Source organism: Neobacillus niacini (assembly GCF_023715785.1).
GTDB lineage: Bacteria > Bacillota > Bacilli > Bacillales > Cytobacillaceae > Neobacillus > Neobacillus niacini_E.
In genome coordinates this window covers 46716-73093 of record NZ_JAMBOX010000021.1, presented here as the reverse complement: position 1 = coordinate 73093, position 26378 = coordinate 46716, and the positions used below count along the sequence as shown (strand labels likewise).

The window sequence follows — 26378 nt, the reverse complement described above, 5'->3', positions numbered from 1 at the left end:
ATAAATCATGAACATTGTGACAATCGTAGGCAGTCTCAGAAAAGAGTCTTTTAATTTGAAGCTGGCAAAAACAATGGAAGAACGGTATCAGGGGAAATTCAATATGAAAATGCTTGATATCCGTAACCTGCCTTATTTTGATCAGGATGAAGAAAATGACCCGCCACAAGCGGTAAAGGAATTTAAACAGGAAATTGCCAATGCCGACGGGGTTATCATTATTACACCGGAGTATAATTGGTCCATTCCTGGTGTGTTAAAGAACGCGTTGGATTGGGCTTCCCGGGTGGACAAGGTATTCATCGGGAAACCGGTAATGGCTCTTGGCGCAACACCAGGAATGCTCGGAACTGTCCGGGCCCAAATGCACCTGCGTGAAATTCTAGCAGCGCCTGGCTTGCAGGCCAAAATTCTTCCACCAGGGGGAAATGAGATCCTGATTAATTTCGTCAATCAGAAGATTGATGAACAAGACCGGTTGGTGGATGAAGGAACACTCAGTTTCTTGGATAGCAAAGTAGAAGTCTTTATTGACTTTGTGAAAACAGTCTAATCATTCTAGTAAACCGAGTTTAAAAAACAGGGTTGCCTACGGCAATCCTGTTTTCATTCCATGCGTTATATAAGGAATGACCGGTTTGATAAATTCCTCAGGGGAGATTGTGCGACTGTTTCTTCTCCATTCGACAGAAGCCCCATATAGTCCCCAACTCAGCATGACCGCAGCTGTATTCAGGGCTTGCTTATTTTCAGATGGTCGCTGCTTCAAAAGCATTTTATAAAAAATAATCTCGAGCTGTTCCCTAATAATACGGGCAATGGTGTCTTCATATCCTCGATGGCAGCGATTAGATAATGACGTTTGAAAATTGGTTATCGCACTGAAAATACTCACAAAGGTTCCTTCATTCAGTTCTCCCTTTTCGTAAGAATCACCATTCAAATTGATTAACAGGACTTCCGATAATACCTTCTCCAATAAGTCATAAATATCTTCAAAATGATAATAGAAAGTTGCTCGATTAATCATTGCTTCTGTAGTTATATCCTTAATGGTAATATCTTTGAATTCTTTTTTCCCTGAGAGCTCAATGAAAGAATCCATAATTAATTTGCGAGTACGCAGAATTCGGGGGTCTGTCTTTGACTGAGTCATTAGTATCTTCCCTCCTAGTTTTTCCAACATTTTTTCCGATGTGTTGTATAAACAACAAAACAGATGATCTATTGGTATGACTTAGCTTCATTATGTTATAGGATACAAATATAAAGCAAACGCAATGCCTCGCTAAACAATTTTTGAAAGGAGACTATTAAATTGGCTGATAAAAATAATATGATTTGTGACTTAGAAACAGGAGTTTGTGGTGTAGCTGGAGAAGACGATATGGAGTTTTTTGACTTGAATCAACCAAAGAAAACAATTGATGTTTATTATGTGACAGATCCGATTTGCTCACATTGCTGGGCACTCGAGCCCGTCCTTCGCCGTTTTATCGTGCAGTATGGCCACTATTTTAACTTCCATACCGTAATGGGAGGATTGCTTGAAAAATGGGGAGACGGACCGGTGGATCCCGCAAACGGAATTAATGGACCGGCGGACGTGGCCGGCCACTGGAGAGAAGTGGGCGAATACTCAAGGATGCCAATTGATGGGTCACTGATGATCGACAATCCTGTTCAATCCTCTTACCCGCCTTCACGGGTATATAAAGTGATCCAAAAACATCATAATGATGCATTGGCCAATGAATACTTGCGGCGTGCTCGAGAAGAGCTGTTTGCCTTCAACCGGAATATTGCCGACAAATCCGAGTTGATGGATATCGTTAACAAGCTTGGCCTTGATGGAGAAACCATTGTCAATGAAGCAGAACAGCTGGCCGGACAGCAATTGTTAAATGAAGATTTTGGTCTTGCCAGAAGCCTAGGCGTCAGAGGATTTCCATCGATTATCATGGTTAATGAAGAAAAGAAAGGCGTAAAGATCGTTGGCGGCCGCCCGTTTAGTTATTATGTTTCCGGGTTATCCCAAATTTTAAATGGAGAAGAGCCCCAACCAAGAGTGCTGCCTTCCATTTCCAACCTGCTTGAAAAAGAAAAGCTTCTATTTTCTAAGGAAATTGAAGAGATGTATAATCTTGAACAATCAGAAATCAGTGCCTTTATCCAGAAAGAACTAACTTCTGGCACTTATGAAGAAAAGGAGCTTCTTGGAGAAAAATATTTTGTGCTAAACAAATAATATGTAAAAAGTTGGTCCCTGGCATTTGCAGGGACCAATTTCATTTTTTTTAAAGGCACTAAAGTGTCCCTGACTCCAATTTAAATCCTTCCACGACGACCTCTTCATCGACTTCTAACAACAGGCACCGTTTTCCTTCGTATGTAATATATTTTACATATTTTAGGTCCGTTGGGTTGATGGTGACATCGGCCACCTTCGTGCTGATTTTAATGGTTTTCGGAACTAAATTGCTTGCTTTAAATTCATGTTTTTCGTCTGCGATGACACTTTTGAATGCATGCTCCACTTTGGCCGCATCGACATTTTCCACGCCGCTTACCGTCAGGATCCGCTCAACATCGCGATAATCCAACGTCGGGATTTCGCTTTCTTCCTTTTCTTCATTCTCCTGCAACACCTTGTCGATTTCCTCATACACATTGGAGATGACTCTAGAATCCACTTCGTCTCCGATGACCTCTTTTAAAATCAAATCGAAGCTATCTTTATCATCCTGGGCCGTCATGATGTCTTCGCAATTTAGCACCTCTTCAATAAATCGAAAATCCGGCTGATTCGCCTTGCCGGCACAATAGAGAATATGGTTGACATCAGCAGTATTGTCATTAAAAGTTGGGAACAAAAAGCCTGACAGCGGCGAGTCCATATTAATAATCGGATCGACGACATGATAAGACTTGAACTCTTTTTCAATATAATCAAACATGAGTGCTTTTTTCGGCTGGTCGGTTTTATTGAGACTGCACAGGATGATTTCGCTGGAATAAACCTCATCATCCCCGCCTTCTTCAGATTCCAGATCTCGCTTCTTTGTCGCTTTTCGGTATTCAGCCCGAATAAATGTCACGACTGTATCAAATTCATAGGCAGTGTTGGCAAACATTTTACTGACTATTTCAATCATGTTATCCTGCCAATCTGAAGAATCAGACTGCAATCCCTCGAAAAGGATTGATTGTGTGCTGTAATCGACATCCCGTTTGAATTTCAGTTCAAACAACTTGGCATCGAGGTTGCCCGTTAACACTTTTTTAAAATTAGCGAGAAACAATTCTTGTGTCTCCTGTTCCAGCATTTGAAACGGCTGGCACACCTGGTGATAAATTTCACCGGATTCTTTTTGAACATAAACATTGAAGATCTCACGAATGTTCATCTTATAATTATCTAATTTAAATTCCTTGCGAATATTGGCAATGTCTTTTTTATTCATGCTCTCAACTCCCATCCTTGATTATACTGTTCCAACAAGAAAATAGTAATACTAAAAAAATACAAAAAAGACCCTTTACTTTAACGAGTAGGGGTCTTTTTAGCCGTTGAATGATGGAGATTAGGCATTTTTTCTATTATCAAACTTCGCTCTTAACCGCTTGATATCCTCACGCGGTGGAAACCCGAACATCCGGGAATATTCACGGCTGAACTGCGACGGGCTTTCATAGCCTACCCGGAATGCGACATCCGCGGCATCAGTTGACTCATGTAATAACAGTCGCCGGGCTTCCTGCAATCTCAGCTGTTTTTGAAACTGAATCGGGCTCATCGCGGTTACTTCTTTAAAGTAGCGGTGCAGCGAAGAAACACTCATGTTTGCCGCTTCCGCCAGTTCTTCAATCCGAAAAGATTTATCATAGTTAGCTGTGATTTTTTCAATCACGCCCCTGATTTGATTGGTACTGCTTCCTTCTATTGCAATTTGTTTCAGTGTATCCCCGTGCTTTCCCTGCAGAATCCGATAAAGAATTTCCTTCGTGAATAGGGGAGCGAGCACCGGAATATCATTCGGATTGTCCAACAGCTTTATTAGCCTTGTTACCGCATCTAACAAAGACGATTCTATTTGGGTGACAAACATCCCCCGCTTCGCATAATCCTTCCGTCCAACTTCAATTTTAGAATCATTGATTACCTCCAAGATTTGACCCGGGGTAAATTCAAGTTTGAGAGCCAAATATCGTGCGTCAGAAGAAGCTTTAATAACTTGTCCAATAACCGGCAAGTCAACAGAAGCCACAAAATAATCACCAGGACCGTACCGAAAGCGCTCCTGCCCAAGCAGCACTTCCTTCAATCCTTGAACGACAATGCAAAAGCAAGGCTTGTAAACGCCATGAATCGGTTCGGAAACTTCAGAATGACGAATCAAAAATAAAGAAGGAATGGATGTCTCGTGAACACCGTCCCCTTCTGAAAAACGTTCAATGTGTTTGGCCAGTTCATCATGCTGCATAAAGATTTGTTCAGCCATAAGTTCACCAGTCCCTTTTTCTGATAATAGTGTCATTATAATTCATAATCATCGATTGTGTAAGTGGCTATGAGAGGATTAGGCAATCATTTGGCATTAATGGGATAACGGTTTGTTTTGATTTGATGGATAATAAAGATACAGACTCAGCTTCTTCGCTAAGATCAAATACTATCTACTTTTTATAATTAGAAAGTGAGGACTAAACAAATGGAATATGTAAAACTGGGTAATACAGGTATGGATGTTTCAAGACTTTGCCTTGGCTGTATGGGCTTTGGCGATGCGAAACGCTGGGTTCATGAATGGGTGCTTGATGAGGAAAACAGCCGTCCAATCATAAAAAAAGCCCTTGAGCTTGGCATCAATTTTTTTGATACAGCTAATGTATATTCACTCGGAACAAGCGAGGAATACCTTGGACGGGCGCTAAAGGATTATGCAAATCGTGATGAAATCGTGATTGCCACTAAGGTGCATGGCCAGATGCATGTTGGGCCAAATGGCGGCGGCCTGTCAAGGAAGCACATCATGAGCCAAATAGACCAGAGTCTTAATAGACTCGGAACCGATTATGTCGACCTTTATATCATCCATCGCTGGGATTACAATACCCCTATTGAAGAAACAATGGAAGCGATGCATGAAATCGTGAAGGCAGGGAAAGCAAGATATATCGGGGCTTCCGCCATGTACGCTTGGCAGTTCCAAAAGGCATTGCATGTCGCGGAGAAACATGGCTGGACCAAATTTGTTTCTATGCAAAATCATTACAACCTCATCTACCGGGAAGAAGAGCGGGAGATGCTGCCGCTATGCAAGGAGGAAAAAATTGCGGTGACTCCATATAGCCCGCTTGCCTCAGGAAGATTGACCCGTGATTGGTCAGAAACAACGCATCGTTCCGAAACCGATATCGTTCAGAAATCAAAATATGATGCGACAGCTGATGCCGATCGTGTGGTCGTGGAGCGGGTTGCGGCACTGGCAGAAAAGTATGGCGTGCCCCGTGTTCATATCGCACTTGCCTGGCTGCTGAATAAAGAACCAGTCACATCACCGATCATCGGGGCGCAGAAAATTTCTCATCTTGAAAATGCTGTTGGTGCGTTATCGATCAAGTTAACACCTGAAGAAATGGCATTCCTGGAAGAGCCATATGTGCCGCACCCAATCGTTGGTCATAAATAAATGACTTCGATAGAACGAGCGGTGTACATACACTGCTCTGTTGTTTGATTCATTACTCTGTCAATCCTATAATTTTGGAGTGGTGGGCATGGTTAATTTCCATAATAAGATTTTTATTAGTACGACCAATCAAGACAAAGGCGGTAGTACATCCGAAACTACCTTTTACTTTAAGCAAAATAAAAATATAGTTAAAGCAACCTATAATGGCAGAAATATCGTATATGGCGAGCTCATTGGTATGTTTAATGACCAAGGCGTCCTAAAAGCGGCTTTCAACCAGCTAAATGCAGCTTCGCAGTTTGTTGGGGGTACCTGTATACTCAGACCTATGGAAAAAACATTACGTGGGGTATGGACCTATGCAGGAGAAAATACAGTAGAAAAAGAACTAATTCTTGAGGAGCTATAGAGAGTTCAGGTAAAGGGAGAGGCATCCTATGAAAAAACTAATTGCACTTGATTTGGACGGTACTACTTTAAATTCAAAAAAAGAGATCAGTGAAGAAAACATCTGGGCTATCAAAAAGGCGCAGCAGCGAGGGCATATTGTGATGGCGTTATCTGGCCGTGGGCCGGAATCGGTAAATGCCGAGCTGGACAAATACGGCTTGAGCTGCCCTGTTGGCGCCAATAATGGCACGGCTGTGTATGTGGATGGAAAATTGATAGAGTTAACTTCTTTGACCCTAACTCAAAGCCAAAAAATCGCCTTAGAATTGGAAAAGGAATACATGCCTTATAAAATCTGTACGGATAAAAGTACCATTGCCCACATGCATTGGCTGGAGCGATTTGAGAAAGTTTTATCATCGGGCCTTGTTCCAAAAGAATACTACACTCATAAAGATTATAAAATGTTCACTACTCCTCCGCATGTATATGGACAGCCGATTTTTAATCAATTTGAGGAAGTCATTACCGAAGATTCTACTGTGCTAAAGTTTCTTATTTTGGGGCTTGATCCAGAGCAAAAAAGACGATTGCAGACTAATATGGAAGCCATTGAGGAAATTACCATTGCTTCCTCTTCCCCTTTTAATCTGGAGGTCACACATATGAATGGCCACAAAGGGAATGGTTTAAAAGCAATGGCGCGCCACTTTGGCATTCCGCTTGAAGATACGGTTGCCATCGGTGATGAAAGAAATGACATTCCGATGCTTAAGGCTGCAGGGTTATCAATCGCCATGGAAAATGCTGAAGAAGAAGTCAAAAAACATGCCGATATTGTGACGTTAACAAATGATGAACATGGCGTAGCTTTTGCTTTTGAACATTATATTTTTAAAAACTAGTTCCTTTTTTCCTATCAACAAAAAGGACCTCAGCCATTCGGTTGAGAGTCCTTAATTCAATTTTAAATATAAACTTATAGTCTCGTGTCCCACTTATCGCACCAGACATTTTCGTTTGGTGTCCCTAGGAACTCGGATTCCCCCATAATTTTATCAACAACAGCCTTGATGGTGATTTCATCATCGTTATAAGCGTTGATGTAAGCCCTCACCATTGGGACATCCGTTAAATGCGTTGTGAAGTTTAATGATACGAATACTGTTGGCACCTCGTATACATACCAAGGCACTTCGTTACTCATCGCTGTTTTCCACTGGATTCGGTAATTGTTTTGTGCACCATAGCCAATAACATTAGCAAAGACCAATGCCGCATCTACTTCTTCACGATATTTTAACGTAGGGCCTTTAATACGTGTAGTGCCATCGTTCACTGTTACTTCGAATCCGCGGCTTTCCAATTCGGCGACAATGTTATCGAGTGTTTTTGAACCTGCTTCGTAAATGCCGCCCTTTTCCCCTTCTAGGTAGTATAGACGGATGCGCTTATGAGTTTCCGGCCGAATCGGAAGTTGACCCAATGTATTTTTCACTAATGTGATGCCTTTATCAGCCGCCCTCTTGGCACGTTCAATATGGTCTTCGCTTCCGACTACTTTTAAGTCCTCTCTTGTACGAAGCAAATTGCCTTCTTTTTGTGCTTTGTGCAAGCCGATTGCCGCTTTAAGGCCGAGGATTCTTTCAAGGGCATCCTGAAGGCGCTCTTCCGTAATCACGCCATTTTTATAGCCATTTAGCATGAAATTGAAATCTTCATCAATGTTATTAAAGAATAAGAACATATCGCAGCCGGCCGCAATGGCTTGTGGAACATAGTCTTCACGGCGCATCGCTGCAGTCATTCCCAGCATATGAGTAGCATCTGTAAGAACTAAGCCATTGAAGCCTAATTTATCCTTTAATAAACCATTGATTAATTCAGGAGCTAAAGTTGCCGGTAATACATCACGATCTTCTAAGCCAGGAACCAATTGTTTTTGGTACTCCGGCAAGGCAATATGACCAGCCATAATTGAATGAACGCCATTTTCAATGTGGTTGCGGTATACTTGACCGAAGGATTCTTCCCACTCATCAACACTCAGTTCGTTCACGCCCATTACCAAGTGCTGATCACGCTCTTCTGTACCATCGCCAGGCCAGTGTTTAATGCAAACACCGATATTACTTTCGGTTAATCCTCTGATATAGGCATTTGTATGCTTGATTACTGTTTCGGCATTTGTGCCATATGCACGCGTATTAACGATCGTGTTTCTCCAGTTTTTAAGGATATCGACACAAGGGTCAAAGTTCCAGTTCACTCCGATTGCATGCTCTTCGCGGCCGCTTACATAACCGGCATCAAAAGAAACTTGCTCGTCCCCCGAAGCTTCACACATAGCCGCTTTGGCTACATATGTCCCGTCATTCATCGCGCCGTTTCCGCCAGAGTCACAGTTTGCCGCAACCAATAACGGAACTTTCGTGTTGGATTGTAATTCATTAATTAAATCCTGTACCTGTTCGGCAGTGCCACCTTGATAACGGGCGCCGCCAATATGGTATTTTTTTAGGATTTCCGTGTTTGTTAATTTGTTTCCGCTGAATTGGTCTCCGCCAAAGAAAAACAGGTTAATGAATAATTGACCGATTTTTTCTTCAACTGACATTCCCGCAATCGTATCTTTTACCCATTTAATATCTTCATCAGATAAATTATAGGGTTTTGCTTTTAGATCTACTTTTGGCATTGGAACATTTGTTGCCGCAATTTTGCGTTTCATCGTCAGTCCTCCTTAAAATTACTTCAAGTTATCATTAAATTCATCGATCAATTTTTGCTGATATTCGCCTGCAAAGCTTCCATCAATGAATTTGCCTAAAGCTTCATTTCTGAAACGATCCCAAGAGAATTTTTCTTTTCCGACCAAGATTGGATAATATAAAACTCCATTCTTTTGTGCAGCATCTAGATCTCCTGGGGCATCACCAACCATTAATACATGCGTCTCATCAAAGCCAATTTTTTTCATCTGTTCGATGCAATACGCTTTTGTACCTGCTTCCTGTCCCAGCATGACGTCAACATGCACGGAAAGCTCATGTCTTGTCCATTCATCTAATACGGCCGCTCCATTTGCTGAAGAAACAATCGCAACATCGGCAACTTCCTTGGCTGCCTTTAGTCCCTCTTTAGCGCCTTCTACCGGCTTGTCGTTGCCAGCCAGTTTTTCTTCAATGGTGCGGTTGACGGCATGACTCCATTGGAGCGCTTTCTTCAACCCTGCATCGTCTGTTTCAGCGATTGCTCTTTCAAGAGATGGATTTGAAAGCTCATTTGTCGTTTCCGTCCATTTTTTAAAAGAAGAGATATCCGGCATCTCAATACCTTCCGCCTCAAGTGCGGCAAAGGTAGTCACAACCCCTTTGAAACGGTTGATTCCCCTTGTTTTGGTATAAAGATTGATATCATTCCACACTTCAAGAAAATGATCCTTAATTTCGTCTAGACCCCAAACCTTGACAGCCTCAGGACCAAACGCCACTTTATGTTTTACGTCCATCGTATCCATTGCACAGCCGTCTGAGTCTACACATACTAAAAAGTCCTTGGATTTCTGAAAATCTGTGATTTTATCTTTCATCTACTAAACACCTCTTTCATATGACTGCAATTTTTAAAAAGAACATAAATGAAAGGTTGCCAATCCAACAACCGGACTAACAACCTTCATTCTGTTCGCAAACGTATTATTATACTCCTGTGTAAGAAGAGAATCCGCCATCGATTGGAAGAACAACGCCTGTAACAAAGCTTGCTGCCTCTTCGCTGGCTAAGAATAATAGACCGCCGATAAGTTCTTCCGGCTCACCAAATCTTTCCATTGGAGTGCTGTTTAGGATTTTTCCTGTTCTTGCAGTTGGTGTACCGTCTTCATTAAATAATAACTTTTGATTTTGTGCAGTAACTAAGAATCCTGGTGCGATCGCATTGACACGAATGCCTGCTTTTGCAAAGTAAGTGGCACACCATTGTGTGAAGTTACTGATAGCTGCCTTCGCACCGCTGTATGCAGGAATTTTTGTTAATGGTGTATAGGCATTCATAGATGATACGTTGATAATGCAGCTTCCTTTTTTCTCAGTCATCGCTTTTGCAAATACCTGAGAAGGAAGTAATGTTCCTAAGAAGTTTAAGTCGAATACAAATCCAACACCTTTAGGATCTAGATCAAAGAATGTTTTCATTTCTGGATTCTTTTTCACTTCTTCTAAGTTAAAAAATTCATCATCAGTCGTTCCGCGCGGGTTGTTTCCGCCTGCACCGTTAAGAAGGATATCGCAAGTTCCAAGTTCTTTTTCGACGATTTCTCTTGCTTTTTCAAGTGCTTCCCGATCCAATACGTTTGCAGCGACACCAATCGCTGTTCCGCCTGCTTCTTTAATTTCGTTTGCCACTTTGTCGGCAGGTTCTTGGTTTAAATCAAGAATGGCAACTTTTGCACCGCATTCTGCCAATGCTTTGGCAAAATAAGAACCTAAAACTCCGCCGCCTCCAGTTACAACGGCTACTTTTCCTGTTAAATCTACTTTAAATGGTACTGTCATATTGTGGTCCCCCTTATCAGATTCGCTTATTTGCGATTACGATTTTTGTTTTCTGCTTCCCATAAGCCGTACAAATAGGTAGCTCCTAAAGCACGGTCATATAATCCATAACCTGGCTTCCCAGTTTCGCCCCAAACCATTCTTCCGTGGTCAGGACGGATTGGACCATCATATTCAAAGTCCTTCATCGCACGAATGACTTCATACATATCAACAGAACCGTATTTAGATGGATGTGCTGACTCTTCGAACGACATTCCGCCAGTAAGTTTAACGTTACGAGCATGAACGAAGTTTACGCGGCCTTTTTTGCCGAAATAACGCAGCATTTCAGGGAAATCATTGTCCGGATGTGAACCAAGAGATCCGCTGCACATGGTTAAGCCGTTATATGGGCTGTCGTACAGGTTAACAAATCTTTCAAGATTCTCTTTGTTTGTAATGATGCGCGGCAAGCCAAAGATATCAAATGGCGGATCATCCGGGTGTATGGCCATTTTTACCCCTGCTTCTTCTGCAACAGGAATAATTTCTTTAATGAAATATTCGAGGTTTTCCCATAGTTTTTCATGGTCTACATTTTTGTAATGATCAAATAATACTTGTAAATCTTCTTTTTTATAGCTGGAATCCCATCCTGGAAGGGAAAGTTCGCCAGTTAGAGGATCCATTTTCTTGGCAACCTCTTCTTCAAAAATAAGAGCGGTTGAACCGTCTGGGAGGCGGTATTCCAAATCTGTACGGGTCCAGTCAAAGATTGGCATAAAGTTGTAGCAGACAACCGGGATACCGGCTTTACCAAGATTACGGATCGTTTCTTTATAATTCTCAATATACTTATCGCGAGTCGGCAAACCGATTTTGATGTCCTCATGGACCGGAACACTTTCAATTACTGAGATGTACAGTCCAGCCGCTTCTACCGTGCTTTTTAACTCTTCAATTTTATCCATTGGCCACGCTTCCCCAACCGGGATATCATAAATGGCAGTTACAATCCCCTCCATCGCCGGAATTTGACGAATGTATTCCAATGGAATGGAATCTGTTTTTCCGTACCAACGAAAACTCATTTTCATATTTAAAGCGCCTCCTTATTTAAACTTCTATGCTAAAATATTTTTTTGCATTGTTGTAGCAAATATTCTCAATCAGCTTTTTCAGCAGTGCTTCGTCATTTGGAACCTCGCCGTCCTCAACCCATTCCCCGACCAAATTACATAGAATTCGGCGGAAGTATTCATGGCGGCTATAGGAGATGAAGCTGCGTGAATCAGTCAGCATGCCGACAAAATGCATGAGCAAACCTTGGTCTGCCAGGGCATTCATTTGGCGGATCATGCCTTGTTTTGTATCATTGAACCACCAACCCGAACCCAGCTGAATCTTGCCCTGTACGCCCGCTTCCGTTTGGAAGTTGGCCAATGTGCTGCCAACCAACTCATTATGAATCGGATTCAGGTTATAAAGGATGGTTTTTGGCAATCCATCGACTTCATCAAATGCAGCAAGCAGTGCATTTAGCGGTACAGCTACTTCCCCTTGATCACTGATGGAATCATATCCTGCATCCGGGCCAAGCTTGCTAAACATTTTAGTATTGTTATTGCGAATCGCGCCGAAATGGATTTGCATCGCCCAATCAAGCTCTTTGTAGCATTTTGCAAGATGGATGAGTACAGCCGTCTTGAATTTATTCTCATCTTCTGTGCTGACAGTCTGGCCATTTCGTCCAGCTTGAAAAATCGCGTCCAATTCTTTATCCTCAAATGAAGCGAACGGGATTTCAGATAAGCCATGGTCTGAGATCCGCCCGCCTTTTTCATGAAAGTATTCAACTCTTTCTTCAAGGGCGGATAAATAATCTTCAAACGAAGAAATCTTTTTACCGATTACTTCTTCCAGTTTCCCGACAAACCCAGTGAACGTATCTTTATTGATTTCGACACCTTTGTCCGGGCGGTAAGTAGGAAGAACCTTTACGGGAAAGTCCTTCAAATTCAATCCTTTAATTTGTTCATGGTAATGCAAATCATCGGTCGGATCATCTGTTGTACAGATGACTTTGACATTGGATCGTTTGATTAAGCCTTGAACAGAATAATCATCCTGCTGCAATAAAGCATTACACTGCTCCCAAATCCGTTCCCAAGTGTCTTCATTCAGCAGTTCTTCAATCCCGAAGTATTTTTTCAATTCTAGATGCGTCCAATGGTACAATGGATTACCTAAGGTATTTGGTACCGTTTTAGCCCATGCTTCAAACTTCTCCTTGTCACTGGCATCGCCGGTGATAAAGCGCTCATCGATGCCGTTTGCCCGCATGCCCCGCCATTTATAGTGGTCGCCCTCCAGCCATAGTTCGGTTATTGTGTTAAACTTGCGGTTTTCGGCAATATCCTTTGGCGAGAGGTGGCAATGATAATCATAAATAGGCATATCCTTGGCATACTTGTGATACAACTCGACTGCCGTTTTATTTTTCAGCATAAAATTATCATGAATAAATGCTCCCAAATATAACACCCCTTCCTCATTTATGTAGTTATCGATTAATTGAAAACGACCTGCTCATATATTTTTCAACATCGGAGATTGGGATTAAATTGGCATCCCCTTCGATTGTATGTTTCAGGGCAAAACAACCAGTGGCAAATTCTACTGCATCCTGAGGCTTAAAGTCATTGATTAATGAGTAAATCATTCCTGCAGAGAAGGCGTCGCCTGTTCCAACCCGGTCAATGATATCAACAACCGCCTCTGTTGACTGGTACAGTTGGCTTCCGTCATATAAATACGCCTGCAATCTGTTGCAATTAACAGACACATGTTCTCTTTTGGTCATCGCCACATAGCGGATTCCAAACCGGTCACGAAGCTGCTCCATCACAGGTACATAATCTTCAGGAGACGGATTTTTCGGCAAGCGGTCCTTTATATCGTGCCCATCATCACCGAGAAGAGCCAACGGTTCAATTCCGATGCAGACATCAACGTACGGAATCAGCTCTGTCATCTTTACGCGGGCCTCTTCGAACGACCATAAGGCGCTACGGTAGTTAAGATCACAGCTCGTTGTTAACCCTTTTGCTTTTGCCGTTTTCAGCGCTTTCTTTGAAAGCTGAAATAACTCTTCACTTAAAGCGGGTGTGATCCCGCTAATATGAAACCAATCCGCATCTGCAAAAATAACATCAAAATCATATTCCTCGACTTTCGACAGCGCAAACGCAGAATTTTTCCGATCGTAGTATACTTTGGAAGGCCTGATGGAAAAGCCTTTTTCGAAAAAATAAATCCCAAGCCGGTCGCCGCCGTGAAGGACATGCTCGGTGCTGACACCAAACCTGTTTAATTGCTGCTCAGCACTGGTGCCCAACGCGTTTTGCGGCACTTTTGTCACAAAGGAACTTTTTAGACCAAACTTTGCCAATGAGACAGCTACATTTGCTTCCCCGCCGCCATAAACAGCATCAAAAGACTGCGCTTGGACAATCTTTTGATAGTTAGGCGCTGACAAGCGAAGCATGATTTCTCCAAGGGTTACCACTTTTTTCATGTTTATTCCGCCTTAATCGAGGCCAGTTTATCCATAAAGGAACGGGCTACTGTTTGAACCGAACTATAGTCGCCACCCGCAACACCCTTGGTTAACGCACTGCCAATTCCTACAGCAAAAGCACCGTTTTTCACCCATTTGTCAAGATTATCAAGGCTGACGCCGCCCGATGGCATTAGTTCAACATGTGGAATTGGTCCTTTTACATCCTTAATGTACCCAGGTCCTAACAAACTCCCAGGGAATAGCTTTACTACATCTACGCCATATGAGAGAGCGTTCATAATTTCCGTTACAGAACCACAGCCAGGTAAATAAGGGGTGGCATAGCGATTGCACATCGTTGCGATCGCCCCATCAAAATGCGGGCTAACGATATAACGCGCACCCTTCATGATGGCAATTCTAGCTGTTTCAGCATCTAACACTGTCCCTGCTCCGACAATCATTTGACTGTCGCCAGTTCTAACGAGTTCAGCAATGGCATCTTCCGCTCCTGGCGTTGAGAATGTCACTTCAAGTGAGCGAATGCCGCCTTGAAAGGCCTGCTTGGAAATTTCAACAGCATCTTCTTTATTTTTCCCGCGAATAACGGCTACTAAATAACCTTTATGCATTTCGTTAAGCACTTCATATTTTTGCAACATTTACGATCACCTTGCCCATAATAAATTACGAACCTTTACATCGGTTCAATGGCTGGATTTACCCAAAAAGTTTTTGCCAGCTGAAACCGTGTACATTTATACAAACAATAATAGGATGTAATAAAACTGCTAGAATATACACTCCAAGCGTCTTTTCCATCCTCGCATAACTTGTATACTTGTATACTAGCACACTCTGAGTGAATTTTTCAATGATAAAATGCTTTATTCACAAAAAAGTTATATAATTTTTTTTCATAAAAAAAGTATCCCTATGTACTATAGGAATACTGGATTTTGGTCAACCATTTCAAAATATTTTATATAAGGGCTGCCTTCTTTAAATAAATCGTCCCAATGCTTCATTGGTTCAACGATATGTTGTCTCACTATTTCTTCTACTGCATCACAATCTTTCGTTTCAAGGATTTCAATAATTTTAGCATGCTGAGCAATCGGTTCATCGAAATTATGCTGCATTTCCGATAGCAGTCTGATCCGGTTATAATGTGTACTGATCCTCATAATGGCGGTCCAGATATTTTCATTTTTTTTGCCTTCAAAAATAATCCTGTGAAACTCTTTATCTAATTTATGAAACTCTCTCTCTTTACCTTTACAGCCGATTAAATCCTCCTGGAGCGCCAGATTCTTTTTCAAATCGAATAAATTGGCCTTTGGGAATTGTTCGCACGAGAGCTTTAAGATTTCTTTTTCTAACGTATAACGCATAAAAGAGGCTTCTTTAATCAATTGCGGCTTAATTTTTGAAATATAGGTCCCTACTTGAGGTATTACCTCTACTAAGTGCTCCTCCCGCAATTTGCCTAAAACTTCTCGGATTGGCGTACGTGATATCTGTAATGCGGCCGCCAATTCTATTTCACTTATGGCCTGTCCTGGTTCTAATTCCAATGACATAATCGAATCTTTGATGATTCTATAAGCAAATTCTTTATTGTTTTCACCAGGCAGCTTTGGCGATATTGTCACCATACTTTGGTACACTCCCTATTGGTTACCCCTTCATTTGAACAAATCTATTCCCATAATACCATTTGTGACAGCATTCACACAATATAATGCGAAAAGAAGAAGATAGTTAACACGCGATTAACTATCTTCTTTATGAATTATGCTGTTTTTCCAGACACAGCAGCTTGTCTCTTTTCAGATAAATCAGCAGCAAGTTGTTCTGTACGTTTTTTGTTTAAAGGATATAGGAATGTAATGATTACAAATACACTCAAAAATACGATTGCAGGGATGAGCGTACCAACCATATGGATTCCACGAAGCGTTTCAGCTGTTTGTACTTCGAGTTGAGAGTTGTACCCAACAGCTGCAATGGCTGCAGCACCGACTCCACCGGCAACAGCTTGTCCAATTTTACGTGCCATCGAATAGATCGCATAAATCGTGCCATCCTCACGCAACCCAGTTAAATATTCGTGATAATCAATAATATCAGTAACGAATGCCCAGATCACAAGGTTAAATGTACCATAACCAAGCATTGCAATAGCTAGGAGAGCAGTGAATTGCGTTGCACTTAAGTTCGGCAGCAGATATAAAGCTACATACACAAGACCTGCCACTAAAATACTTACAGATACCAATTCTTTTTTACCAAATTTTTTCACTAATTTATGAATGAATGGTGCCATTACAAATACAGCTGCAGATTGTATTAGACCGACAAAACTTAAAGCTTTAGCGGTTCCAAAGTAATCTTTAAACAAGTAAACGTTCACCGCACCAATCAACATCAGGTTTACCATGAAAATTAGCGAAGCGGCAAGGAAGAAAATTAATGGTTTGTTTTTGACAAGACCTTTGAGTGTTGCGCCTTTTTTAACTTTAGACTTAGCTTTTTCATTCACAATAATGCGCTCAGTAGTCATTCTATAACAAGCAATGTAACATGCAATGGCTAATAGTCCAAAAATAAGTGCTGCCATGAAAAAGCGACTTGGAACTGCTTTGTTGTCTACAAACAGAATGATAGGTCCGACAACATTAATGACTAATCCTGCCAACTGTGACCCGACTGTTCTCCAAGAAGATAAGGCAGTACGCTCTACAGGATCAGCTGACATAACAGACGCCATTGATCCGTAAGGGATGTTAACCGTACTATATAATGTTCCCCAAACAATATAGGTTACGTAAGCATAAGCTAAATAAAACCCATGTGACATTCCTGGAATATAGGCAAACATTAAAACACCAGTTATGACAAGTGGAAAGGACATTCTCAAAATCCACGGTCTGAATTTCCCGTTTTTCCCAGTCTTCCTAGTATCAATAAAACGGCCCCATGCCATATCAGCAAACGCATCCCATAAACGTGCAACCACAAACAGCAGGCCAACAGCTTTAGGATCCAAATGCAGAACATCTGTATAAAATACCATTAAGAATGCTAATACAAGCATAAAGAAGAAATCGTTACCAAAATCACCAAACAAATAACCAAACTTGTCTCTCGTACCAAACGGACGTTTGTTTTCCATTTTTTTCACCCCAAAAGTTAGAATCATGATGTGTTAAAGCGATTTCATTTTGCTGAATAAATTTACTAAACAAAGAAAATAGGGCATCTCAATCTGTACTTATACCCAAATCCTACCCTGCTTGTTCGATCTCTCTTTGTTAAAATTCCCAACAAGAAAATAAATAAAAGTAATCATTTCAAATTCAGATCGACCAGGCTCTCTATAACAAGATGGATATAAGATTTGTTCCCCCCTTTTCTTCGATATACTAGTATACTAGCATGCAAAAAACGAGTTTGCAACAGGAAATTGTAACCGTTAACAAATTCGACGTTTTTTTTTCTAAAATAACTTCCAAGTGTATTTTCCACTTGATTTTTTAATAAAATCTTTTTATAATTGTTTGTTTTTTAAAAAAGTAACCCCCAACCACATAGGCTGAGGGCTAATTGATTAGATACGAGTGTCAATAAAGCCACAGAATGCATCGACAGGGCTATCGCCTTTAAACTCGGAATGTCCCATTAATTTGTCGACAAGCAGCTCTAGCGTTTGCTTCTTGCTGTCATACGTATTGATGTACGTTTTTACCTGCGGTACGTCTGCAAGATGGTACGGGTATTGAACGGATACAAAAATAGTCGGCACTTCATGGATGTAGAATGGAATATCCGGCGTCCCTTTACTTGCGGGCCAAACGATTCTTTGTACGGTTCCCGGATTCACATTAGCAATATTAATGATTAGATCATAATGATCGGTCAAATCCGTAATTGGCCGCTTTTGTGCATATACATTGGCAATCGCTGCGAATCTTTCTTCCTCTGGAAGTTTCATGATTCTCTCTTCCGTCGATTCCCAAACGGTTACTTCGAACCCTTTGGCTTCCAACAGTTCTTTCATCATATCAACAGCTTTTTCTTTACTGCCAATCAATGCGCCGAATCCGCCTTGTACACCTTTAACATCAACCAATAACACACGTTTGAATTTTTCAGGGGTGACCGGCCAGATGTCTTGTTTGTCCTTTACTAAAGTAATCGCGTGATCAGCCACTTCTTTGAACAATGCTTTGTTTTCCGGAAGGCCAATTTTTGCCAGAGCTGCTTCTTTTGGCGGCAGGATTTCTGTTTTTTCCTTTTTATGAAGACCCAGCATCGCTTTTAGGCCTAAGATACGCTCCAGCGCTTCTTCCAGGCGGTCATCCGAAATGATTCCTTTTTTATAGCCTTCCATCATATAACCGAAGTCCTCATCGGGATCATTGAAGAATAAGAATAGATCACATCCCGCAGCAATGGATGTTGGCAGGAGTTCGCTTCTCTTCATGGCACCTGTCAGCCCCAGCATGTGGCTGGCATCTGTTACAACTACTCCATTAAAACCTAATTTTCCGCGTAATAAATCGGTTGTGATTTCTTTAGAAAGTGTTGCTGGCAATAGCTCTTCGTCTTTAACGCCTGGGTTAAAGTGACGTTGATAGGAAGGCAAATGAATATGACCTGCCATGATCGATGGCAGTCCTGCATCAATTAAGCCTTGATATACTTTGCCGAATGTCTTGTCCCATTCTTCGGTTGATAGGCTGTTTACGCTGAAGGATAGATGCTGGTCGCGCTCATCAACACCATCCCCAGGCCAGTGTTTTGCAGCCGGAGCAATCCCGCTTTCTTGGATTCCTTTCATGTATGCGAGACTCATTTCAAGAACCAAATCTGGGTCAGAGCCAAATGAACGACTAGAAATGATTGGGTTGCGCCAATTGTAGTTAATGTCAACAATTGGGGCAAAGCTCCAGTTACAGCCAATGGCCGATGCTTCCACACCGGAAACACGTCCCATTTCATACGCCCATTTTGCGTCCTTTGTTGCACCAATTTTTACTTCTACTCCAACCTCAGTACCATCCGTACAAGCACCGTTTCCGCCCGCTTCGGTATTGGCAGCGATCAGCAATGGAATTTTGCTGTTTTCTTGAAGGATTTTGTTTTGGTCATATACTTCTTCGGCTTTTCCCGGATTATAGCGAACAGCACCAATATGATAGTTGTTTACCATATCTGTTAAGTATTCTTCTGTACGGCTTGAGCCCATATTAACGAACAATTGGCCAATCTTCTCTTCGGTTGACATGGATTCAATTGTATCCTGAACCCATTTAATGTCCTCATCGGTAAGGTTATATGGTTTTGCTTTTAAATCTACCTTTTTTGACATATGTATCCTCCTTAGTAAGGTAATTCATCTATAAAAGGATTTCATCTTCTTAAAAAATACTCAGCATTACTATATAGTCTCGAAAATGAAAGCCCTTTATTACAATCTTACACAAATATTTCTTTGTTGTATACTAGTATGCAATCATTATTCTTTACAATTTTGAAACGAATTCAATTGAATAGTGCTAGGTTACCATCATTGCTATGATTGTATTCCGTATCGTGGGTCACTCTACAGATTTAATTTGTACATTCGCGGGCAAAAGGTTGAAAGGTAATTTTGAACATAAAAAAGACCCCCAAGCATAATGCTTGAGAGCCTTTGAAACGTTGATAATTAACGTTTTGAGAACTGAGGTGCACGACGAGCGCCTTTAAGACCGTATTTCTTACGTTCTTTCATACGTGGGTCACGAGTTAACAGACCTGCGCGCTTTAATGTTGGACGATATTCAGGGTCCACTTGAAGTAATGCGCGGGCAACACCGTGACGGATTGCGCCTGCTTGACCAGTGTAGCCACCGCCGCTTACGTTTACAAGAACATCATAGCTGCCAACTGTTTCAGTAGCTACTAATGGTTGTCTTACAACAACACGTAAAGCTTCGAATGGGATATACTCATTAATGTCACGATCGTTAATAGTGATTTTACCTGTACCTGGAACTAAGCGCACACGTGCGACAGAGCTCTTACGACGACCAGTACCAATATATTGAACTTGTGCCAAGTTAATTCCCTCCCTTTAATTAACCGCGAAGTTCGTAAACTTCAGGTTGTTGTGCTTGGTGCGGATGTTCTGCGCCAGCGTATACGTGTAATTTTTTGAAGATTTGACGGCCAAGAGAATTCTTTGGAAGCATGCCTTTAACAGCAAGCTCGATCATTTTCTCAGCATAGTTAGTACGCATTTCAAGAGCCGTTCTTTGTTTTAAACCGCCTGGGTGCATAGTGTGACGGTAGTAGATTTTGTCGTTTAATTTGTTACCAGTTAAAGTAACTTTAGAAGCATTGACGATGATTACGTGATCACCAGTGTCAACATGTGGTGTAAATGTTGGTTTGTTTTTACCACGTAGGATTGATGCAACTTCAGAAGCAAGACGTCCAAGAGTTTTGCCTTCTGCATCAACTACGTACCACTTACGCTCGATATTGTTGGCATTTGCCATAAACGTTGTACGCATGAGGTTCCCTCCTAATTAATTCCATTCAGATTATTGTTTTCTCGCACTATCAAAGCTTTCAAGCAATCGATTCTGTTCCGGGAACCGATGTTTCAGCATAACGTGCGCTTCAAGTTCGAAAATCATATATTTTCAATCACGATGAAGACTTTCCGGGGCTTTATCGTGGGATTAAAAACACACACATATAATATAATAAATAGTTGAGGTGCAATTGTCAAGAAAATGTTACACCAGGATGGGTTGTTTATATAAAATTGTTCTGAATCGTATGAATGGCACCAGTATTTCTATAAATTAGGTGATGGTTCTACAAGATCAGGAAAAAATTCTACAAAATTTAAATAGAATTCTACAAATTTACAATCAATATTCCTGGTTAAATTAAAAATTGGTAATTTCAAGGTTCTTTTTATTAAATATAGATTGTCAAAATAACCGATTTCTAATATATCCGCGCAGAATCATGATATATCTGCGATGATTCTCCATATATCTGCGATAAATCGAATATATCTGCGATAATCGGGGATATATCTGCGGTTAACTAAATATATCTGCGTTGCCCTAATTATTGCCAATAATCGAGAGTTTCAATAGCCCTGATATCCCTCTCAAAACCAAATCATAAGGTTACCATTTAGTAAAATACTTCCCAAAGATACAGCCCATGGGCCGGGGCGGTTTTTCCGGCAACGCGTCGGTCCTTTGCCTCGAGGATTCCCTGCATCTCCTCAGGGGCACGATCACCGGTGCCTACCTCAAGCAAGGTCCCGACTAGAATCCGTACCATGTTGTATAGGAAGCCGTTGCCGACAAAACGGATTGTCAGCAAGTCGCCATCCTGCAGAAACTCGATTTCCTTAATGGTCCGCACCTTATCAACTACCTCAGTCTTAGCGGCACAAAAGCTGGTGAAATCATAAGTTCCCAGCAGGTGGCCACTAGCCTCCCGCATCGCCCCCAGATTTAATGGAAACGGAAAACGATACGCATAGTTACGCAAAAACGGATCACGTACCCCCGATAACAAAAGCTGATACCGATATTCCTTCCCAACCGCGTTAAACCGCGCATGAAAGGAGTGGTCCACTTTTTCAACCGAAAGCACCGAAATATCCTGCGACAACAATGAATTGAGCGCCACCGGCCACCTCTCTGCGGGGATCGCCAGTGGTGAATCAAAATGAATCACCTGACCTCGGGCATGGACACCGGCATCCGTCCGGCCAGAACCAACGACCTTAACCGGCGTACCTTTATGAATTTTTTCCAACACGGCCTCTAGCTCTGCTTGGACGGTCCTTCCGTTTGGCTGAACCTGATAACCAGAAAAGCCGCTACCATCATAGGCGATAATGCCTTTGTATCTTTGCATCGCCAACAATCTCCATTATGCACGTAATAAAATCAGCAGCACCGTTAACAGTGCCAGAGCCACAAGCTGCAGCGTATCAACCATTCTCCAGCTTAACTGGCGATATTTTGTTCTGCCTTCGCCGCCGCGGTATCCTCTTGCTTCCATCGCCACCGCAAGCTCTTCAGCACGCTTAAACGAACTTACAAACAAAGGAATCAGCAACGGGATGACCGCCTTGATTCGTTCTTTAACTGGTCCACTCGCAAATTCCACGCCACGAGCAATTTGCGCCTTCATGATCTTATCCGTTTCCTGCATCAACGTTGGAATAAACCGCAAGGAAATCGACATCATCAGCGCCATTTCATGAACCGGGAACTTCACCTTTTTTAAAGGATTCAGCAACGTTTCCAATCCATCAGTTATCTCAATCGGAGTGGTTGTGAGCGTCAGCAGTGAGGTCATAAGGATCAGGAAGAAGAATCGCAAAGAAATAAACAGCCCCATCCGGATGCCTTCCTCATAGATCTTCACCGGTCCCCATGACCATACGAGTGCTCCCTCTTTAGTAAAGAACAACTGCAATAAAAACGTAAACAGCACAAGCCACAATATCGGCTTTAGGCCGCCAAATAAAAACTTGAAAGGCACCCGAGACATTCCAAGCATGATAAAAGTATAAATACCGATAAGTGCATAGGTAAACCAATTATTGGCCAGAAAAATAATACAAACAAATAAGAAAATAATAATCAGCTTGGCGCGTGGGTCCATCCGGTGCATCACCGATTCTGCCGGTACATAACGGCCGAAAATCATTTTTTCCATCATGTGCGGACACCTCCGCCTAGCCGCTTTGTTACCGCTGCTGTTAGTTCATCAATTGATAAATAGATTTTACCCAAGTTAAGGCCGGTCTTTTCCTCCAGCTTTAATTGGAATCGAACAACCTCTGGAACATCGAGACCCATTTGCACCAAATCCTCCGGTGCCGAGAAGATCTCTTCCGGTGTACCTCGTTTGGCAACACGCCCCTGTTGCATTATCACGATTTGATCAGCATATCTTGCGGCATCCTCCATACTATGGGTAACGAGGATGGTCGAAAGATTTCTTTCCTTATGAAGATTATAGAACATGTCCATGATTTCTTTCCGGCCGCGCGGGTCCAGTCCGGCAGTCGGTTCATCCAACACGATCACATCCGGGTTCATCGCCAAAACACCGGCTATGGCGATACGGCGCATTTGCCCGCCTGACAGGTCAAACGGCGATTTCTCCAAGATTTCTTCACCCAAGCCAACTTGCTTTAACGCAACCCGGGCCCGCTCTTTTGCGGCATTCTCGGAAACACCAAAGTTCATCGGTCCGAAAATGATATCCTTTTCGACTGTTTCCTCAAATAACTGATGCTCCGGGAATTGAAATACAATACCCACCCGCTGCCGGATGGCCCGAAGGTTTTTATTTTTCTCATTCGCCTTTACTTCGCGGTCGCCAATTTTGACACTTCCTAGTGTCGGCTGCAGGAGAGCGTTCAAATGCTGCAGCACAGTCGATTTACCCGAACCGGTATGACCAATCAAAGCCAGGTAAGTACCGGATGGAATATCAATCGTGACGTCCTGAATCGCCAGCCGTTCAAATGGCGTACCCGCCTGGTAACGGTATTCTACATTCGAGAGTGAGATGTCCATAGCTCTGTCACCAACTCTTCTTCGGTTAAAAAATGCTTAGATAATTGAAATCCTTGCTGCCGGAACGCTTTGCTCATTTTGACCGAGAACGGGATATCGAGCCCCAGCTTCACAAGCTCTTCATCCATTGAAAAGATCTCCTCTGGTGTTCCTTCCCGGTAAACCTCTCCTCTGTTCATCACGATGATTCGGTCCGCCTTGGCAGCCTCGTCCAAATCATGGGTAATCGAGATGACGGTTAATGATTTTTCATTTTTCAGGGTTCGGACTGTTTCTAAAACTTCCTCTCTGCCACGGGGGTCAAGCATCGATGTTGCTTCATCGAGGATAATAATGGATGGCCGCAGCGCCAATACGCCGGCAATCGCAACCCGCTGCTTTTGTCCTCCAGACAGATGGTGGGGCTCTTGATATAGAAATTGATCCATCTTCACCTTTTTCAAGGCATCCTGGACCCGTTCAACCATTTCTTCGCGCGGAATCCCCATATTTTCTAAACCAAAAGCCACATCATCCTGCACGGTGGTTCCGACAAATTGATTATCGGGATTTTGAAACACCATACCGAGCCTTTTGCGCACGTCCCAAACTGTTTCTTCATTTAACTGGAGCCCGCAAACGGAGATTTCTCCTTCACTTGGAAACTGCAAGCCATTTAACAGCTTGGCCGTCGTTGATTTCCCGGAGCCATTATGCCCGACAATCGCCAGCCATTCTCCTTCGTAAACATCAAACGTAACAGATTTGAGCGCATACTGCTCCTCACTGTCATATTGAAACGAAACGTCTTTAAGCGACACAACCGACTTCTTCATCCTGCTTCCCCCTCGCCTCAACTCTTCTCTTCTATACTCTATAATATAAAACCGCTATATACAAAAAAAGCCTGCACCTCATCCCCGGGCAGGAACGATTTCGACTGCCGCAAGCGGAATGGGAGGAGGTGCATGAGCTAGACGAGTCGTAATAAGAAAAGGAATTAACCATTTTCTTTCCGGGAAAGCTATGTTCACTTTCAAAAATAGGCTCCTAAGAAAGGAGTTACGCTCATCGTAACACTCGTTTTGGCTTGGTTCGTATCTATTCGAATGTATATAAACAAAAAGGGCAGAGAACTAGTTTGTTCTAAACCTGTCCAGTACCCTTATTGTCTGTGAAAAATATTAAACTAACTCGATGATTACCATTGGTGCACCATCGCCGCGGCGTGGTCCAAGCTTCATAATACGAGTATATCCGCCTTGACGCTCTGCATAGCGTGGAGCGATATCAGCGAAAAGTTTTTGAAGTGCATCTTGGCCAGTTTCAGCATTAGCTACTTCATTACGAACGAAAGAAGCTGCTTGACGGCGAGCGTGTAAGTCACCGCGCTTTCCAAGAGTGATCATCTTCTCAACAGTAGAGCGAAGTTCTTTCGCACGAGTTTCTGTTGTTTCGATGCGCTCGTTGATGATTAAATCTGTTGTTAAATCGCGAAGCATAGCTTTACGCTGTGCACTTGTACGTCCTAACTTTCTGTATGCCATGAAGGGTTCCCTCCTTTTTGAAGTCATTCAACGGAATGGTGTCAATTGTAAGGGCTAGTCGTCCTTACGTAAGCCCAATCCAAGCTCTTCTAGTTTAGCCTTCACTTCTTCAAGTGATTTACGGCCCAAATTGCGCACTTTCATCATATCTTCTTCAGTTTTGTTAGCCAATTCCTGAACAGTATTGATACCGGCACGCTTTAAGCAGTTATAAGAACGAACAGAAAGATCCAGTTCTTCAATTGTCATTTCTAGAACTTTTTCTTTTTGATCCTCTTCTTTTTCAATCATGATCTCAGCATTCTGTGCTTCATCGGTCAACCCAACGAAAATATTCAGATGCTCAGTTAAAATTTTTGAACCAAGAGCGATTGCTTCTTTTGGCCCAGTGCTTCCATCTGTCCAAACATCAAGCGTTAGCTTGTCATAGTTTGTCATCTGACCAACACGAGTATTTTCTACTTGATAAGATACACGTAAAACCGGAGTGTAAATGGAATCAATCGGAATCACACCAATTGGCTGATCTTCACGTTTATTTTGGTCAGCCGGAGTGTAGCCGCGTCCGCGACGAGCCGTCAACCGCATGTGAAGATGTCCATTTGCCGCCAATGTTGCAATGTGAAGGTCTGGGTTTAAAATCTCGACATCACTGTCATGCGTGATATTCCCAGCTTTGATGGGCCCTTCGCCTTGAACATCAATTTCAAGTGTTTTCTCTTCATCAGAGTAGATTTTTAAAGCTAATTTTTTAATGTTTAAAATGATGGATGTTACATCCTCTACGACGCCTTCAATTGTTGAGAACTCATGTAGTACCCCATCAATTTGAATCGAAGTAACAGCGGCACCTGGGAGTGAAGATAAAAGGATACGACGTAAGGAGTTACCCAAAGTGGTACCATATCCACGCTCTAGTGGCTCTACGACGAACTTCCCGTATTTGGCATCATCGTTGATCTCAATCGTTTCGATTTTTGGTTTTTCTATTTCGATCATCAAATAACCCTCCTTCAAAACGTCGAAACCTCGATTAGTGTTTG

At 42.2% G+C, this 26378-nt stretch carries 26 protein-coding genes; 5 read left to right on the top strand and 21 right to left on the bottom strand.

What is annotated here, in order from left to right; all coding sequences use genetic code 11:
• Positions 1 to 7 precede the first annotated feature (7 nt).
• A complete protein-coding gene (locus M3234_RS25550) occupies positions 8 to 553 on the top strand; it encodes an NADPH-dependent FMN reductase (protein ID WP_262307379.1) in 546 nt (181 codons plus the stop codon).
• A 36-nt stretch (positions 554 to 589) separates the two neighbouring features.
• Here the strand turns inward: M3234_RS25550 and M3234_RS25545 are convergent, their stop codons facing one another.
• Positions 590 to 1156 carry a TetR/AcrR family transcriptional regulator gene (locus M3234_RS25545; RefSeq protein ID WP_262307378.1) on the bottom strand — a complete coding sequence of 189 codons (567 nt, stop codon included), beginning with the start codon at positions 1154 to 1156 and terminating at the stop codon, positions 590 to 592.
• 180 nt (positions 1157 to 1336) lie between these two features.
• Here M3234_RS25545 and M3234_RS25540 point away from each other — a divergent pair, with 180 nt between their 5' ends.
• Positions 1337 to 2248: a DsbA family protein gene (locus M3234_RS25540; protein WP_262307388.1), complete on the top strand. Its 912-nt coding sequence runs from the start codon at positions 1337 to 1339 to the stop codon at positions 2246 to 2248.
• A 58-nt stretch (positions 2249 to 2306) separates the two neighbouring features.
• Here the strand turns inward: M3234_RS25540 and M3234_RS25535 are convergent, their stop codons facing one another.
• Both M3234_RS25535 and M3234_RS25530 read right to left on the bottom strand, forming a co-directional pair.
• Positions 2307 to 3464, bottom strand: coding sequence for a DUF4317 domain-containing protein (locus tag M3234_RS25535; protein ID WP_262307377.1), 1158 nt, complete (start codon positions 3462 to 3464; stop codon positions 2307 to 2309).
• A 120-nt stretch (positions 3465 to 3584) separates the two neighbouring features.
• Complete coding sequence (locus M3234_RS25530; protein ID WP_262307376.1) at positions 3585 to 4502, bottom strand: AraC family transcriptional regulator; 918 nt, start codon at positions 4500 to 4502, stop codon at positions 3585 to 3587.
• Between the two features lie 210 nt (positions 4503 to 4712).
• Here M3234_RS25530 and M3234_RS25525 point away from each other — a divergent pair, with 210 nt between their 5' ends.
• From M3234_RS25525 to M3234_RS25515, 3 genes are all read left to right on the top strand, one after another.
• Entirely contained in the window at positions 4713 to 5693 is a 981-nt protein-coding gene (locus M3234_RS25525) for an aldo/keto reductase (protein WP_262307375.1), read from the top strand.
• Between the two features lie 88 nt (positions 5694 to 5781).
• The gene (locus M3234_RS25520) at positions 5782 to 6105 is read left to right on the top strand and encodes an avidin-fold protein (RefSeq protein WP_262307374.1); all 324 of its coding nucleotides are present in this window, start codon (positions 5782 to 5784) and stop codon (positions 6103 to 6105) included.
• Positions 6106 to 6133: 28 nt separating this feature from the next.
• Positions 6134 to 6991: a Cof-type HAD-IIB family hydrolase gene (locus M3234_RS25515; protein WP_262307373.1), complete on the top strand. Its 858-nt coding sequence runs from the start codon at positions 6134 to 6136 to the stop codon at positions 6989 to 6991.
• A gap of 74 nt (positions 6992 to 7065) precedes the next feature.
• Here M3234_RS25515 and M3234_RS25510 read toward each other — a convergent pair whose 3' ends face one another.
• The 18 genes from M3234_RS25510 to M3234_RS25425 form a co-directional block, all read right to left on the bottom strand.
• Complete coding sequence (locus M3234_RS25510; RefSeq protein ID WP_262307372.1) at positions 7066 to 8817, bottom strand: glycoside hydrolase family 3 protein; 1752 nt, start codon at positions 8815 to 8817, stop codon at positions 7066 to 7068.
• Between the two features lie 18 nt (positions 8818 to 8835).
• Positions 8836 to 9678, bottom strand: a complete 843-nt coding sequence (locus M3234_RS25505) for an HAD family hydrolase (RefSeq protein WP_262307371.1) — start codon at positions 9676 to 9678, stop codon at positions 8836 to 8838.
• 109 nt (positions 9679 to 9787) lie between these two features.
• Positions 9788 to 10642, bottom strand: a complete 855-nt coding sequence (locus tag M3234_RS25500; protein ID WP_262307370.1) for an SDR family oxidoreductase — start codon at positions 10640 to 10642, stop codon at positions 9788 to 9790.
• Positions 10643 to 10668: 26 nt separating this feature from the next.
• Positions 10669 to 11721 (bottom strand): mannonate dehydratase, encoded by a 1053-nt coding sequence (gene uxuA, locus M3234_RS25495; protein ID WP_262307369.1) that lies wholly within the window; start codon positions 11719 to 11721, stop codon positions 10669 to 10671.
• Between the two features lie 19 nt (positions 11722 to 11740).
• Positions 11741 to 13159: a glucuronate isomerase gene (gene uxaC, locus M3234_RS25490; protein WP_262307368.1), complete on the bottom strand. Its 1419-nt coding sequence runs from the start codon at positions 13157 to 13159 to the stop codon at positions 11741 to 11743.
• Positions 13160 to 13187: 28 nt separating this feature from the next.
• Positions 13188 to 14201, bottom strand: a complete 1014-nt coding sequence (locus tag M3234_RS25485) for a sugar kinase (protein ID WP_262307367.1) — start codon at positions 14199 to 14201, stop codon at positions 13188 to 13190.
• 2 nt (positions 14202 to 14203) lie between these two features.
• On the bottom strand, positions 14204 to 14845 hold the full coding sequence (locus M3234_RS25480; RefSeq protein WP_262307387.1) for a bifunctional 2-keto-4-hydroxyglutarate aldolase/2-keto-3-deoxy-6-phosphogluconate aldolase: 642 nt from the start codon (positions 14843 to 14845) through the stop codon (positions 14204 to 14206).
• Between the two features lie 282 nt (positions 14846 to 15127).
• On the bottom strand, positions 15128 to 15844 hold the full coding sequence (locus tag M3234_RS25475; RefSeq protein ID WP_262307366.1) for a GntR family transcriptional regulator: 717 nt from the start codon (positions 15842 to 15844) through the stop codon (positions 15128 to 15130).
• Positions 15845 to 15981: 137 nt separating this feature from the next.
• Positions 15982 to 17364 (bottom strand): MFS transporter, encoded by a 1383-nt coding sequence (locus M3234_RS25470; protein WP_262307365.1) that lies wholly within the window; start codon positions 17362 to 17364, stop codon positions 15982 to 15984.
• A gap of 435 nt (positions 17365 to 17799) precedes the next feature.
• Positions 17800 to 19563 carry a glycoside hydrolase family 3 protein gene (locus M3234_RS25465; protein ID WP_262307364.1) on the bottom strand — a complete coding sequence of 588 codons (1764 nt, stop codon included), beginning with the start codon at positions 19561 to 19563 and terminating at the stop codon, positions 17800 to 17802.
• 339 nt (positions 19564 to 19902) lie between these two features.
• Positions 19903 to 20295 (bottom strand): 30S ribosomal protein S9, encoded by a 393-nt coding sequence (rpsI, locus tag M3234_RS25460; protein ID WP_066321349.1) that lies wholly within the window; start codon positions 20293 to 20295, stop codon positions 19903 to 19905.
• 19 nt (positions 20296 to 20314) lie between these two features.
• Positions 20315 to 20752 (bottom strand): 50S ribosomal protein L13, encoded by a 438-nt coding sequence (rplM, locus tag M3234_RS25455; protein WP_066321346.1) that lies wholly within the window; start codon positions 20750 to 20752, stop codon positions 20315 to 20317.
• Between the two features lie 640 nt (positions 20753 to 21392).
• On the bottom strand, positions 21393 to 22130 hold the full coding sequence (gene truA / locus M3234_RS25450) for a tRNA pseudouridine(38-40) synthase TruA (protein WP_262307363.1): 738 nt from the start codon (positions 22128 to 22130) through the stop codon (positions 21393 to 21395).
• A 15-nt stretch (positions 22131 to 22145) separates the two neighbouring features.
• The gene (locus tag M3234_RS25445) at positions 22146 to 22943 is read right to left on the bottom strand and encodes an energy-coupling factor transporter transmembrane component T family protein (RefSeq protein ID WP_262307362.1); all 798 of its coding nucleotides are present in this window, start codon (positions 22941 to 22943) and stop codon (positions 22146 to 22148) included.
• On the bottom strand, positions 22940 to 23809 hold the full coding sequence (locus tag M3234_RS25440) for an energy-coupling factor ABC transporter ATP-binding protein (protein WP_262307361.1): 870 nt from the start codon (positions 23807 to 23809) through the stop codon (positions 22940 to 22942). Before M3234_RS25440 ends, M3234_RS25445 begins: the two co-directional genes overlap by 4 nt.
• Positions 23785 to 24624 carry an energy-coupling factor ABC transporter ATP-binding protein gene (locus M3234_RS25435; RefSeq protein WP_262307360.1) on the bottom strand — a complete coding sequence of 280 codons (840 nt, stop codon included), beginning with the start codon at positions 24622 to 24624 and terminating at the stop codon, positions 23785 to 23787. The genes M3234_RS25440 and M3234_RS25435 overlap by 25 nt, the downstream gene beginning before the upstream one ends.
• A gap of 348 nt (positions 24625 to 24972) precedes the next feature.
• On the bottom strand, positions 24973 to 25335 hold the full coding sequence (gene rplQ, locus M3234_RS25430; protein WP_066321335.1) for a 50S ribosomal protein L17: 363 nt from the start codon (positions 25333 to 25335) through the stop codon (positions 24973 to 24975).
• A gap of 54 nt (positions 25336 to 25389) precedes the next feature.
• Positions 25390 to 26334: a DNA-directed RNA polymerase subunit alpha gene (locus tag M3234_RS25425; protein ID WP_262307359.1), complete on the bottom strand. Its 945-nt coding sequence runs from the start codon at positions 26332 to 26334 to the stop codon at positions 25390 to 25392.
• Positions 26335 to 26378: the final 44 nt, after the last annotated feature.